Here is a 12,496-nt window from a genome sequence, read left to right on the forward strand (position 1 = left end):
ACAAAAAAGAAGCCTCTACTCGGCTTCTTTTTTTTGCGCAGAGAAAAAGATGCGCTCACTGTTTGAAGTAGGCTCACTCATTTTGAAATCTGCACTTACTTCTATATTTATAAAACCAGCTTCGCGCAGCCATGATTGATAATGGTCAATCGACCAAGCGCGCTGAGCATGCACCTCATCAAAGCGATGATATGCATCAATTTCTTCATCATAAGCAAAAAACGTAATATCATGCTCTACGCGCATGTCTGTATCGTCATAGGTGCAGTTCCAAATATATGACACGTCTTCATCTACGTAAGAAAAAGATTGATTTCCAAATACGTCCTTCATCTTGTGCAGTGAATGAACATCAAATATAAAGAGCCCACCGGGTTTTAAGTGCTTATATACACGTTGAATGGTTTCTTGAACTTCTTTATCACTTTGCAAATAGTTCAAAGAATCACAAAAGATTACTACACAGTCGAACTCTTTCAATAACTCAAGTTCCGCCATGTTTTGCTGAAAAAGAGATAGCGTTACCCCTGCTTCTGCCGCCTTTTCCTGGGCTACCATAAGCATATCATCAGACAAATCAACGCCTACTACGGAGAAACCTTCTTTTGCAAATCGAACGGAGAGTTCTCCCGTGCCGCAGGCAAGGTCTAATATACTGTCAGGCTTTGTTTTTGCTTTTGCCACCTGCTGATTAAAAAATTCAGCCCAATCGTCATACGGAACGTCTGCCATTAGCTGATCATATACGTAGGCAAATTCTCCGTACCTGCTCATAGCTGTAGCTCTTCTGAACTTACAAATGGTGCATCTCCCCATAAGCGTTCTAAGTTATAATATCCGCGCTCATCTTTATGGAAAATGTGAACCACAACATCTCCAAGATCAACAAGAACCCACTTAGCCTGTTCAAATCCTTCTAAACGCTTCACAGAAATGCCTTGTTCGTGTGCTTTTTCTTTAATTTCACGAGCAATTGCCTGCACTTGTTTATCTGAGTTACCGTGACAAATAACAAAATAATCTGCCACAAGTGAGATTCCTTCCATATTTAACGCTACGATATCGATTGCTTTTTTATCGTCTGCTGCTTCTACAACAAGAGATAGCAATTCACGTTCAGTCATGTGTTTGACCTCCTAAGATTAAATCATTATATGTCATCACCGTATCGGGATAAACGGCCTGATGTTTAGTCATTAAAAAAGAAATGGTGTTTTTCAGTGATTGAATAAGTGCTGCATTTAAGTCGGTTTCAGCTAACTCCCGCACTTCATCAACACCTGGAAATCTCCTTCCGGGTTCAATGTAATCAGCAACGTACACAATTTTTTCAAGTAACGCCATGCCAGGTCTTCCGGATGTATGGTAAGTAATTGCATCCAATACTTCCTTATCCGTAATCCCTACTTCATTTCTCACTAAAAACGCGCCTACTGGAGCATGCCATAATTCGGTATTGTATTCCAATAAAGAAGGGTTCATGTTTTGATCAATAATAATTTGCTTCATCTCTTCCTTTGGACGAAACTTGGCGTAGTCATGAAAAATAGCAGCCAGTTCTGCTTTTTTTCGTCTGCTTTAAAACGCTTAGCTAATTCAATTGCTGTTTCCATTACCCCGACAGTATGAATATAACGACGTTCTGTTAACTGTTTCTTTACGATTTCTAATGCCTCAGTTCGATTCATATAATTGATTCTCCTCGATATATTGTTTAACACCAGCAGGTATAAAATAACGAATGGTTTCTTTCTTTACTACTCGTTCGCGAATAAAGGAAGAGGAGACATCAAACTGCGGAACTTCTACTTCTTTTATCGGGTAAGGGGACGTAATGGTATACCCCGGGCGTTTTACACCTACAAATGTAACCAAATTGACTAATTCATCAATTTCATACCACTTCGGCAAATATTCTACCATATCAGCACCAATGATGAAATGAAACTGATACGTTGGATATTTCTCTGTTAGTATTCTCATCGTATCATATGTATATGAAGGCTCTTTGCGCTCAAATTCAATCGGCTGCAGGGTAAATTGATCATGTTCTTCAATAGCTAGCTTTAGCATTTGTAAACGATGATACGGCTCAATAGGCTCTTTGATTGTTTTATGAGGTGGAATATACGACGGCATGAACCATATCTCATCTAATTTCAAGGCATGCAAAACCTCATTTGCCATCATTAAATGCCCCAAATGAGGCGGATTGAATGTTCCACCTAAAATTCCAATACTCTTCAACAATCCCCGACTCCTTTAATTTACTTCATTTTTAAATAGAGCGGGTTTCCCCGCTCTATTTCATTTCACTTTTGGAAGCATTAACTGCTTATTTTCGCGTGATTCTTTATATAATACAATTGTATTTCCAATCACTTGTACAAGCTCTGCTTTTGTTCCTTTTGTTAATCGAGCAGCAACCGTGTCACGATCTTCGTCACAGTTTTGCAGAATGCTTACTTTTAATAATTCTCTTGCTTCTAATGCATCAGCAATTTGACCAATCATATTTTCATTGACTCCACCTTTTCCTACTTGGAAAATTGGATTTAAATGATGTGCTTTTGAACGTAAAAAACGTTTTTGTTTACCTGTTAACATAAAAACCTCCGTTGTATCTTATCTCTTAGTTAGTGTTGAAAGAACAATGTGTTCCATTGCCTCTTCGTCAGGACGGACGTTCGTCCACTTTTCAAATGCAAGTGTACCTTGCAGTACAAACATACCGACACCGTTATGAGTGCCTGCCCCTTTTGCTTCAGCCTCTTTTAAAAGCTTTGTTTTTAAAGGGTTGTAAATAATATCGCTGACTACGGCTTCTTTTTGCAATAAAGTAAGTGCTAATGGCAGCTCATCAACGTTAGGATACATTCCCACTGAAGTGGTATTAATAATAATATCGAATGTATCTAATTGTTTTTCCGCATCAGAAATAGACATCGCCGCCGTTTTCGTCGAAAAAGGCAGCTCGTTAGCTAATACAGCTGCTTTTTCGACGGTACGATTGCATATCGCAATTACCTCGGGAGCATGCTGAGCTGCAATTGTATAAAAAATAGCTTTTGCAGCTCCTCCAGCTCCAATAATTAAAATTCTTTTTTGGGATAAGCTGCCTTCTACTGCTTTGAGTAAAGACGTCACATACCCCTCTCCGTCGGTATTGTATCCAATATAACGGCCATCTTGATTAACAACTGTATTTACAGCGCCAATTGCCTTTGCTAATGGATCGACTTCATCCAAATGCTTCATAATATCAACTTTATAAGGAATCGTGACATTAAATCCTTGAATGTTTTTATCTTTTAGCTCTCCAATGGCTGACTCAAAATGAACAGGTTCAATTGGAAAAGCTTCATAATGAGCATCCATATTCAGACGTTTAAAGGCATCATTTTGCATCAATGGCGATAGTGAATGCCCAAGCGGATAACCAACTAGCCCATATAATGTACTCAAGATTTTTTCCCCTTTTTGTTTAAATTAAAGAATCGCGCACAAATACGCCGACTCCTTTTGGTGCATGCGCCACAACTTTTGAACCTGACTCATTAACCGTCACCCAGCCAAGCCCTGAAAAAACAATATCCGTTTTTTCATTTTTTATTGTAAATTCATGTGCAACCAGTTCAGGAAACTCATCCATTTGCTCTGGGCGCGGCGGCTGAAGCAGTTCACCTGCTTGCTTTTCATACAACTCATCTGCTTTTTCAAGCTTCGTACGATGGATATGCAAATCGTTCGATACATAACATGTTAATGACTTGCGGCCTCCCTGTACATAATCTAAGCGCGCCAGTCCTCCAAAGTATAACGTTTGCCCTTCATTTAGCTGATAAACCTTCGGCTTTATCTCTTTTTTAGGAGAAATCAGCTTTAAGTCTCGTTTATCTACATAGTGAGCCATTTGATGGTGATTAATAATACCAGGCGTATCATATAAAGACGCGCCGTTATCAAGCGGGATATCAATCATATCCAGCGTTGTGCCCGGATATTGAGAAGTAGTAATAATATCTTTTTCTCCCGTTACTTCTTTAATAATGGCATTAATAAATGTTGATTTACCAACGTTTGTACATCCCACAACATATACATCTTTACCTTCGCGATAATGTTCAATGGCTTCGGCAATTTCTCGAATTCCTTGTCCTTTTTGCGCGCTCATGAGGAACACATCCACTGATTTTAGCCCAAGCTCTTTCGCTTCTCGCTTCATCCAATGAATTAGTTTATTTTTCTTTATAGACTTTGGCAGTAAATCTGCTTTATTTCCCACTAAAAGAACCTTGTTATTTCCAACAAATCGATGCAAACCAGGTAACCAGCTGCCGTTAAAGTCAAAGATATCTACAACTTTTACAACTAAACCGTCCGTTTGACCAATTCCATTTAAGATTTTTAAAAAATCATCGTCTGTTAAGGAAACATCTTGTACTTCATTATAATGCTTCAAGCGAAAGCATCGCTGGCAAATAATAGCTTCTTTTTCTAGTGCTGATTTTGGAGCATAGCCAAGTTCATCCGGTCGTTCTGTTTGAATCTCCACTCCGCATCCTACGCACTGTAATTTTTCTTCACTCACGTTTTAATCCTCCCAGTTAATCATACCTTTTCGTTTCATCCAACCTAGAATTCTTCGTTCCATTTTACGGTTAAATTTCGTTACAAATCCATCTGTTTGCGCAACTGGTACAACCAAAACCGTATATACGCCGAGACGGTTTCCTCCTAATACATCCGTTAAAAGCTGGTCACCAATAACTACAACCTCATCTTTTTGCAGCTCCATATCACGAAGAGCTCTTCTAAATGCTTTACGCATCGGTTTGCGTGCTTTATATACAAATGGAAGTCCAACTGGATCTGAAAACAGCTTGACTCGTTTCTCCACATTATTCGATACAATCGTAATTTTAATTCCACTATCTTTCATTAACTGAAACCACTCAATTAATTCCGGAGTGGCATCAGGGCGATCCCATTCCACCAACGTGTTATCTAAGTCGGTAATAATTCCTTTTATTCCGCGCTCTTTCAAATCGTCTGGCTTAATTTGAAACACGTTTTTCACATGTTCATTTGGTAAAAAAAGTTTCAACACGTATCATGCACCTCGAATATATAGTTACATACTAAAATTAACGCCGTCTATCATTATAACGACTTCTTGTTATTTTCCAACCTAAAATTTTATTCTCTTCAAAAACAGGTCTTTTCTTAGTATAAAGGATATGCCTTGTGAATGCTTTAACTTTATACAGAAAGTTATTGACAAAAGGTAGTAAACCTCCATTTGTTCGTGGGCTTACGATATATTCACTCTCTGCAAACTTAAAATAAAAAATAGTGCAGAAAACGTTTATTACTTATCAAATAGGGTAAGTGGTAAACAAATTCTGTTAAAAGTTTTCGACAAAAAATGATAAGCCTAATTATGTGGATAAGTTTATACACATTATCCTCTGTTATAGTTCAGCAATTAATGGTAATTATAAACAACATACCCACATTTTATCCACCGAAAGCTGTGGATAACAGAACGATTGTTCCTTTATTTGATTCATGTTAGATTATAAATAAGGAATTTATTAGCATTTAAATATAACTTTTTAGGATATTTATTTTAGTAGGAGGTGGCGGCAATCTTATGAGAAAATTATCAGATGAGCTGCTTATTGAATCATACAGCAAAGCAACCGAACTGCAATTAAGCCCTGATTTTATAAAATTAATTGAAGAGGAAATTGAAAGAAGATCATTAAAGATTAGCATACAAATTCCTTCTTAACGAATAAAAGAGCCTTCTTAATAAAAGAAAGCTGCATCTTCATTTATCTATCTACTCTTTTATTATATAGGCTCTATTTTTTCAAATGAGCAATTGGTTCTCCATACTTTACATAAGAACCTGAGTGAACGCTAGAATCAAAAGTGATTGAGTTCTTCTCAAATAATAAAATGACAGTCGAACCAAACGTGAAGTAAGCCATTTCTTCCCCTTTTTCGACTACTTCTTTTTTAGAAACCGCTTCAATGCTGTTGATAAACATGGCTCCTACTTTTACCATCAGCATGTGACCATTTTCAAATGTTAACTCCGTGAGCTTCCGGAAATTTTTCACCAGGGGTTCTTTCCCGTACTTGATTCCTAATGAATTTACTGGATAAGACTTTTGTCCAACGGTCCACGTATTCCCCACTTGGGCTTTAAGAGGACTGTGAATGCGATGATAGTCTTTCGGACTAAGATAGAGAATAATAAACTGTCCCTCTATATATTTTTCAAGAATGAGATCATTTGAAACCATTTCCTGTATAGAATAAGGTTTGTTTTTTACAATCATTTCTTTTTGAGGCGTAATGACTCCATATGCTTCTATCTTTGCATCTACAGGACTGACAACGCTGTCTTTCTGCTGATCGACCGGACGGGCAGAAGGATTCAAACGGCGAATAAATAGCTCGTGTAAGGTTTGATAGTGATGCAGAGGCTTGTCCATTTCTTCTTTATTTACTTTAAAAACTTTTGTATAGGAGGGTATAACAAACCGACTCCATTTAGAGAAAGTGAATTTTCGAATGAGCTTCGATGATCCTTGGTGATTCGTAAGCTCAATAAACGTTCGATACAGGTGCTGCAACAATAATTTTACCTCCACATACTGAATAGTTCTTTACTAGAATAAGGTTTGCGTCTACAATGAAATTACCATTATTTTTACCTTTAGTTCATTCCATCCTTTAAAGGAGTGAGGAAATTGTTTTTATTAGACTATCTAGATCATACAATTAAAAAGCTGAGATCCCAAGCGGCAAACTCCTTAACGATTGTTAATTTAAGTTTAGGAAGCTTTGCTATTTTATTTGTCATGAAAAATGAATTGAACTTAAGTTTATTACTAATTTTTTTAGCAGCGTTAGCAGACCGATTCGACGGCATGGTAGCCAGAAAGCTGCAAATTGAATCTGAACTTGGAAAACAACTGGACTCCATGTGCGATATTATATCATTTGGCATCGCTCCAGCTCTACTACTTTATCAAAGTATTTTGTCTCACTTTGGTGCTGCAGGTTCAATTGTTACCATCTGTTACATTGCTTGCGGAGCACTTCGTCTTGCCCGCTTTAACATCACAGAAAATACTGGGTATTTTACAGGGCTCCCTATTACCGCAGCAGGTTGTTTATTAACTCTTAGCTACTTGGGCGTCCCTTATTTGCCTTCACACTTTTATATGTTTTTAATTATCGTACTCGCTTGCTTGATGATTAGTACTTTCAAGCTAAAAAAAGTATAGAGCTCCATTTACTTTTGCAGAGGAATATTATCGTCTTGCTTCTTTTCTTAATTATAGAATAAATCATCTTTTTTAAGAAACAAAGCGAAAATTCCTTAAGAGTTCTTAAGAATGAATGGTTCTATTCGGTAGGATATGTCACCTAAAAAAACTCATGCACATGCATGAGTTTTTTTTAACACCAGCAGCTAAAAAACCAATAGAAGCTTCCGAAAATTAATAACAGGACAAACAGAACAATCAACAATCCAAGTCCCCAGCTGAAGCCTCCTCCACATGGGTAAGCTGGATAATTAGGATAACAGCAGCCTCCGTAACCGTACATACTTTCCCTCCTTACACTATGAACTACTACTAGCGTATGTACATACTTTTTCCCTGTATAGGCTGGTAACTATCTATAAAGAAAAATCTGTGGACTTTTTCAAACTCTCTTGTCCCCGGGGGAATTTTAAACGTACAGGCAAAGACATCCTTCTTTTTACATATAGTGTAATGTTAGTCTCTCACAGGTTGATATCCCCTTATGGAGGTGAAGAGATGTCTGCATTATTTACCGCACTAGGCTATTTCTTTAAAGAATTGGTTTTCCTTGTTTCCTACGTAAAAAACAATGCGTTTCCTCAACCCTTGTCTGCTGCTGAAGAAAAGAGATATTTATCTTTAATGGAACAAGGAGATCAAGAAGCGCGAAACCTTCTTATCGAACACAATCTCCGGCTCGTTGCGCATATCGTTAAAAAGTTTGAAAACACGGGAGAGGATGCAGAAGATTTAATTTCAATTGGGACAATCGGTTTAATTAAAGCAATCGAAAGTTATTCGCAAGGAAAAGGAACAAAATTAGCTACTTATGCCGCACGATGTATTGAAAATGAAATATTGATGCACTTGCGAGCGCTCAAAAAAAAAAAAAAGATGTGTCTCTGCATGATCCAATTGGCCAGGATAAAGAAGGAAATGAAATCAGTTTGATTGATGTATTAAAATCAGAATCAGACGATGTAATTGATATGATTCAACTAAATATGGAATTAGAAAAAATAAAAGAATACATCGATATCCTCGATGATCGAGAAAAGGAAGTAATTGTTGGCCGCTTCGGTTTGGATCTCCAGGATGAAAAAACCCAGCGAGAAATTGCAAAAGAATTAAATATTTCAAGAAGTTATGTTTCGCGAATTGAAAAGCGAGCGCTGATGAAAATGTTTCACGAATTTTACAGAGCCGAAAAAGAGAAAAAAAAGAGCGGAAAGAAGGGGAATTAATCCTTCTTTCCGCTCTTTTTTTAAAATAATTTCCAAATAATAATCCGTAGCAAACACATCATTACTCCCCCTACCAATCATTTAGGTGGAATCTTTCTCCACAAGCAGCCATACAACGATATATCCTTTTTGATTAATCATCATTCATCCACTCCTTTCCACTGTTCAAATTAGAAATGACGATAAAACTCATACTTGCGGTCTTTTATTTCTTCTTCTAATTGTCTTACATACTGTTCATGCTTAATTTCTGCCTCTGAGTATTGACGAGACTTTATGGTAATAGTTAAAAAGAAAATGTTCAGTGTCATTACAATCACCTCCTTATACACAAAAAAGCCACAGTAATGCATAAGCATCCTGTGGCTGAAAAATAATAAAAACCACAGGGCTACTATTCGCACCTGTGGTGAATTAACGTGTTTTAATGATCAAAGTAAGAAAGTTACTTGATACAGGAACACGGCCGAATAGTATACGTATATAGACGATTTTTGAACATAGTTGAAACTGGATGACCCATAACTGATAAACGTCTTAACATATGACTCGACCTCCTTTTAATAAAGTATTTTCCTTACAATGGTAATTATATCCACGGACTCATAAAAAGTAAACTGTTTTTTTGAAAAATAGGGAATTTTTTTATTTTTTTCAACCCTCATAAAAAAAAGACGATGTATGATCGCCTTTTTATATCTATTATTCTTTTTCTTTCATTAGTTCTTTTTTCAGTTTTTTAGTTTGATAACTAAAATAAAAGGCAAGGGCGGCAAAAAGAATAACGATGGCTTCCATTATTCCAAGCTGCATATCACTTTTTTCACCTTGGCCAATCATAACACCAATGTACAAGAATGTACTTACGGCTAGAAGGACGTAAATAAAGCGGCTGTAATCTTCAATTTTTGCTTTGATGTGTTGAGCTTTCATACAATCACCTTCTCAGTAGAATGTTATAACTCTACTTTATCATAGATCTATAGGTCTATAAAAATCCTATTTTTACCACCCTTATTTCAATGCCTCTTCTAAGTCTTCAATTAAATCTTCTACATCTTCAAGGCCTACAGAAATACGAATTAATCCATCTGTAATTCCTAGCTCTTTACGTCGGTCGCTCGGTATAGAAGCGTGAGTCATTTTGGCAGGAATTGAAATGAGGCTTTCAATGGCTCCTAAACTTTCTGCTAATGTAAAATACTTCACTTTGCTCAGTACTTGTTCCGCCTTCTCTTCGCTTCCCACATCAAAAGAAACCATTCCCCCAAAACCTCTTGCTTGCTTTTTAGCAATGAGGTGGTTTGGGTGAGTTTTTAATCCCGGATAATATACTTTTGTAACAGCAGGATGAGCAAGTAAAAATTCTACTATTTTCCCAGTGTTGAATTCATGTTCTTCCATTCGTATTCCTAATGTCTTAATCCCCCTCATCAAAAGCCAAGAATCTTGGGGTCCTAAAATGCCTCCAGTCGCATTTTGAATAAAATGAAGGTCCTCTGCCAATTTAGGCGAATTCACAACAGCTAGCCCTGCTACAACGTCACTGTGGCCGCCTAGATACTTAGTTGCACTGTGCAGAACGATATCCGCACCTTTTTCTATAGGGTTTTGCCAATACGGGGTACTGAATGTGTTATCAACGATGGTAAGTAAATGATGCTGTTTAGCTACTGAAGAAGCCTGCTGCAAGTCAGTAATTTTTAGGAGAGGATTCGTGGGAGTCTCGATATAAATAGCTTTTGTGTTGGGACGAATTTCTTTCTTAATATTTTCGATGTCGCTTGTATCAATAAAAGTAGCTTCAATGCCAATACGGCTCAGCACTTTTGTAATCACTCGGTACGTTCCTCCGTATACGTCATCTGTAATTAGCACATGATCTCCGCTGTTAAACAGCATGAATACAGCAGTAGTAGCTGCCATACCAGATCCAAACGCAAACCCAGCATATCCTCCTTCAATTTCTTTGATAAGTTCTTCTAAGGCATGTCGTGTAGGGTTACCGGTTCTCGAATATTCGTATCCCGTATGTTTTCCAGCTCCCTCTTGTTTATAAGTGCTCACTTGATAAATAGGAACAGAGACAGCACCCGTCTGTTCATCACCAACAATTCCACCATGAATTAATTGTGTTTTACGTTTCATCTTATCTTCCTCCACTGTAAATATTTTTACTTAAGTACCGTTCGCTGCTATCGGGAAAAATGGTGACAATATGAGCTCCTTTTTCTGCATTTTTTGATTCGAGCAAGGCTGCTTCGAAGGCTGCTCCTGAAGAGCTCCCTACTAGTAACCCTTCTTTTAAAGCCAGCTCTTTCACTCTTTGAAAAGCATAAACATCTTCAACAGTATGAATAGCATTAAAATAAGACCGCTCCATATAATCAGGGATGAACTCCATTCCAATTCCTTCAGTTAAGTGAGGGCCGGATTTCCCTCCATTTAAAATCGAACCTTCTGGCTCAACAATGACTGTTTTTAGAGAAGGATTTTTTTCTTTCAAAAATTTTGCTGTACCCATAAATGTTCCACCTGTACCTGCTCCAGCTACAAATACGTCGATTTTTCCATCAAGCTGTTCATATATTTCTGGCCCTAAGGTTTTGTAATAAGTCATAGGATTGGCCGGATTAGCAAACTGCTGAGGACAGTAAGAACCAGGTATTTCACGCAGCAGCTCTTGAGCCTTGTTTATAGCACCTTTCATACCAGCTTCAGTAGGTGTTTGAACCACAGTTGCCCCCAAAGCCTTCATAAGCTGCTGTTTTTCAATACTGAATTTTTCTGGAACACATAGTATGACGTTTATTTCGTGCTGAAGAGCAGCTAAAGCCAGCCCAATCCCCGTATTTCCAGCAGTAGGCTCAACCACCGTTCCGCCTCGCTTCAGTCTTCCAGAGCTAAGAGCTTCTTGCAGCAGTTCTTTTCCTAAACGATCTTTTACACTTCCTCCTGGATTAACATATTCCAATTTAGCAAATATCCTGATTTCTCTAGGTAAATCAAATTGTGTAATTTCAATCATAGGTGTGTTTCCAATCAATTCATGAATGTTTTTGGCTACCTTCATAATCTTGAACACCTCCCTATCAAATAATATAACTTAACCTATAAATAAAGTATGAATTAAAATAAAAATATAGTCTACACCCCATGTTATGACAAACGATGCAGAGTGTAGACGAAAACAAACTCTATATTTTACGAACAGCTTATTTTAATTTTGTAATAAAATTCAATACTAATTTCGTTGAATTAACAGCTGCTTTTTCTAAAAATTGCTCAAAAGAAACATTTGATTCTTTGCCCGCGATGTCAGAAAGAGCACGAAGAATAACAAACGGTACGCCAAATTGATAGCATACTTGAGCAACAGCCGCCGCTTCCATTTCAGCTGCATACAGGTCTGGAAACTTAGAGCGAACAAACTCTACGCGCACAGGATCGTTCATGAACGAATCTCCTGTAGCAATTAGTCCTTTTACAATTTTCATATCCGTTACTTCAAGAGCGCTTTCTTCAGCAAGACGAACTAGTTTTTCATCTGCTTTAAAAGCTGCAGGCAAGTTTGGCACTTGACCGTATTCATAGTTGAATACCGTTACATCTACATCATGATGACGAACTTCTGTTGAAATAACCGCATCCCCTACGTTTAACTCTGGATGGAAGCCGCCTGCTGATCCTGTGTTAATAACGTAATCAGGTTTGAACTTCTCTAGTAAGATGGCCGTAGATAACGCAGCATTTACTTTTCCAATACCTGATTTTAATAATACAACCTCCACACCTCTGATTGTTCCTGTCGAGTATTCACATCCTGCGATTACTGTTTCTTGACGATTTTCAATTTTATCGCGTAAAATCGTCACTTCTTCTTCCATTGCTCCAATGATTGCTACTTTCATTTTAAAACCT

16 protein-coding genes and 2 pseudogenes are annotated in these 12,496 nt (G+C 37.5%); 3 read left to right on the forward strand and 15 right to left on the reverse strand.

The features are described from left to right. Window positions 1-15: 15 nt before the first annotated feature. The 8 genes and pseudogenes from Q5794_RS23490 to Q5794_RS23525 all read right to left on the reverse strand — a co-directional run bounded on the left by Q5794_RS23490 (window position 16) and on the right by Q5794_RS23525 (window position 5,107). Window positions 16-774, reverse strand: coding sequence for a class I SAM-dependent methyltransferase (locus Q5794_RS23490; protein WP_214984271.1), 759 nt, complete (start codon window positions 772-774; stop codon window positions 16-18). Then, a complete protein-coding gene (rsfS, locus tag Q5794_RS23495; protein ID WP_013085071.1) occupies window positions 771-1,124 on the reverse strand; it encodes a ribosome silencing factor in 354 nt (117 codons plus the stop codon). The genes Q5794_RS23490 and rsfS overlap by 4 nt, the downstream gene beginning before the upstream one ends. Next, a pseudogene (gene yqeK / locus Q5794_RS23500) lies at window positions 1,117-1,688 on the reverse strand (bis(5'-nucleosyl)-tetraphosphatase (symmetrical) YqeK). The gene rsfS and the pseudogene yqeK overlap by 8 nt, the downstream one beginning before the upstream one ends. Beyond that, window positions 1,675-2,247: a nicotinate-nucleotide adenylyltransferase gene (locus tag Q5794_RS23505; protein WP_025750563.1), complete on the reverse strand. Its 573-nt coding sequence runs from the start codon at window positions 2,245-2,247 to the stop codon at window positions 1,675-1,677. The pseudogene yqeK and the gene Q5794_RS23505 overlap by 14 nt, the downstream one beginning before the upstream one ends. A 60-nt stretch (window positions 2,248-2,307) precedes the next feature. Next, window positions 2,308-2,607, reverse strand: coding sequence for a ribosome assembly RNA-binding protein YhbY (gene yhbY / locus Q5794_RS23510; protein WP_013059260.1), 300 nt, complete (start codon window positions 2,605-2,607; stop codon window positions 2,308-2,310). Window positions 2,608-2,625: 18 nt separating this feature from the next. Then, window positions 2,626-3,465 (reverse strand): shikimate dehydrogenase, encoded by an 840-nt coding sequence (gene aroE, locus Q5794_RS23515; protein WP_374988478.1) that lies wholly within the window; start codon window positions 3,463-3,465, stop codon window positions 2,626-2,628. A gap of 19 nt (window positions 3,466-3,484) precedes the next feature. Then, window positions 3,485-4,591 carry a ribosome biogenesis GTPase YqeH gene (gene yqeH, locus Q5794_RS23520; protein WP_013059262.1) on the reverse strand — a complete coding sequence of 369 codons (1,107 nt, stop codon included), beginning with the start codon at window positions 4,589-4,591 and terminating at the stop codon, window positions 3,485-3,487. 3 nt (window positions 4,592-4,594) lie between these two features. Continuing rightward, window positions 4,595-5,107, reverse strand: coding sequence for a YqeG family HAD IIIA-type phosphatase (locus Q5794_RS23525; protein ID WP_013059263.1), 513 nt, complete (start codon window positions 5,105-5,107; stop codon window positions 4,595-4,597). Window positions 5,108-5,656: 549 nt separating this feature from the next. On the opposite strand from Q5794_RS23525, the gene Q5794_RS23530 reads away from it, so the two are divergent. Next, a complete protein-coding gene (locus tag Q5794_RS23530; RefSeq protein ID WP_013059264.1) occupies window positions 5,657-5,797 on the forward strand; it encodes a sporulation histidine kinase inhibitor Sda in 141 nt (46 codons plus the stop codon). Between the two features lie 73 nt (window positions 5,798-5,870). Here Q5794_RS23530 and Q5794_RS23535 read toward each other — a convergent pair whose 3' ends face one another. Continuing rightward, window positions 5,871-6,653: a phosphatidylserine decarboxylase gene (locus Q5794_RS23535; protein ID WP_214984269.1), complete on the reverse strand. Its 783-nt coding sequence runs from the start codon at window positions 6,651-6,653 to the stop codon at window positions 5,871-5,873. Window positions 6,654-6,767: 114 nt separating this feature from the next. Here Q5794_RS23535 and pssA point away from each other — a divergent pair, with 114 nt between their 5' ends. After that, window positions 6,768-7,307 carry a CDP-diacylglycerol--serine O-phosphatidyltransferase gene (gene pssA / locus Q5794_RS23540; protein ID WP_013059266.1) on the forward strand — a complete coding sequence of 180 codons (540 nt, stop codon included), beginning with the start codon at window positions 6,768-6,770 and terminating at the stop codon, window positions 7,305-7,307. A gap of 175 nt (window positions 7,308-7,482) precedes the next feature. Here the strand turns inward: pssA and Q5794_RS23545 are convergent, their stop codons facing one another. Then, window positions 7,483-7,632 carry a hypothetical protein gene (locus Q5794_RS23545; protein WP_214984268.1) on the reverse strand — a complete coding sequence of 50 codons (150 nt, stop codon included), beginning with the start codon at window positions 7,630-7,632 and terminating at the stop codon, window positions 7,483-7,485. Window positions 7,633-7,847: 215 nt separating this feature from the next. Here Q5794_RS23545 and sigK point away from each other — a divergent pair. Further along, window positions 7,848-8,575: pseudogene (gene sigK, locus Q5794_RS23550) on the forward strand (RNA polymerase sporulation sigma factor SigK). A gap of 170 nt (window positions 8,576-8,745) precedes the next feature. Here the strand turns inward: sigK and Q5794_RS23555 are convergent. The 5 genes from Q5794_RS23555 to mtnN form a co-directional block, all read right to left on the reverse strand. Beyond that, window positions 8,746-8,886 carry a YrzI family small protein gene (locus Q5794_RS23555; protein ID WP_013059269.1) on the reverse strand — a complete coding sequence of 47 codons (141 nt, stop codon included), beginning with the start codon at window positions 8,884-8,886 and terminating at the stop codon, window positions 8,746-8,748. Window positions 8,887-9,277: 391 nt separating this feature from the next. After that, window positions 9,278-9,508, reverse strand: coding sequence for a YrhC family protein (locus Q5794_RS23560; protein WP_013059270.1), 231 nt, complete (start codon window positions 9,506-9,508; stop codon window positions 9,278-9,280). A gap of 81 nt (window positions 9,509-9,589) precedes the next feature. Further along, on the reverse strand, window positions 9,590-10,723 hold the full coding sequence (locus tag Q5794_RS23565; protein WP_192995796.1) for a bifunctional cystathionine gamma-lyase/homocysteine desulfhydrase: 1,134 nt from the start codon (window positions 10,721-10,723) through the stop codon (window positions 9,590-9,592). Between the two features lies 1 nt (window position 10,724). Then, window positions 10,725-11,648, reverse strand: a complete 924-nt coding sequence (locus tag Q5794_RS23570) for a PLP-dependent cysteine synthase family protein (RefSeq protein ID WP_192995791.1) — start codon at window positions 11,646-11,648, stop codon at window positions 10,725-10,727. A 142-nt stretch (window positions 11,649-11,790) separates the two neighbouring features. After that, on the reverse strand, window positions 11,791-12,486 hold the full coding sequence (gene mtnN, locus Q5794_RS23575) for a 5'-methylthioadenosine/S-adenosylhomocysteine nucleosidase (protein WP_192995785.1): 696 nt from the start codon (window positions 12,484-12,486) through the stop codon (window positions 11,791-11,793). Window positions 12,487-12,496 lie beyond the last annotated feature (10 nt).

The sequence above is a fragment of the Priestia megaterium genome, assembly GCF_041941685.1.
Lineage (GTDB): Bacteria > Bacillota > Bacilli > Bacillales > Bacillaceae_H > Priestia > Priestia megaterium_C.

What these genes read in the sequence shown, in the direction of transcription:
- Q5794_RS23545 (WP_214984268.1), bottom strand. Translation starts at nt 7,632, where the DNA reads ATGTACGGTTACGGAGGCTGCTGTTATCCTAATTATCCAGCTTACCCA.
- Q5794_RS23490 (WP_214984271.1), bottom strand. Translation starts at nt 774, where the DNA reads ATGAGCAGGTACGGAGAATTTGCCTACGTATATGATCAGCTAATGGCA.
- mtnN (WP_192995785.1), bottom strand. Translation starts at nt 12,486, where the DNA reads ATGAAAGTAGCAATCATTGGAGCAATGGAAGAAGAAGTGACGATTTTA.
- Q5794_RS23560 (WP_013059270.1), bottom strand. Translation starts at nt 9,508, where the DNA reads ATGAAAGCTCAACACATCAAAGCAAAAATTGAAGATTACAGCCGCTTT.
- Q5794_RS23530 (WP_013059264.1), top strand. Translation starts at nt 5,657, where the DNA reads ATGAGAAAATTATCAGATGAGCTGCTTATTGAATCATACAGCAAAGCA.
- Q5794_RS23570 (WP_192995791.1), bottom strand. Translation starts at nt 11,648, where the DNA reads ATGAAGGTAGCCAAAAACATTCATGAATTGATTGGAAACACACCTATG.
- Q5794_RS23555 (WP_013059269.1), bottom strand. Translation starts at nt 8,886, where the DNA reads ATGACACTGAACATTTTCTTTTTAACTATTACCATAAAGTCTCGTCAA.
- yhbY (WP_013059260.1), bottom strand. Translation starts at nt 2,607, where the DNA reads ATGTTAACAGGTAAACAAAAACGTTTTTTACGTTCAAAAGCACATCAT.
- rsfS (WP_013085071.1), bottom strand. Translation starts at nt 1,124, where the DNA reads ATGACTGAACGTGAATTGCTATCTCTTGTTGTAGAAGCAGCAGACGAT.
- Q5794_RS23565 (WP_192995796.1), bottom strand. Translation starts at nt 10,723, where the DNA reads ATGAAACGTAAAACACAATTAATTCATGGTGGAATTGTTGGTGATGAA.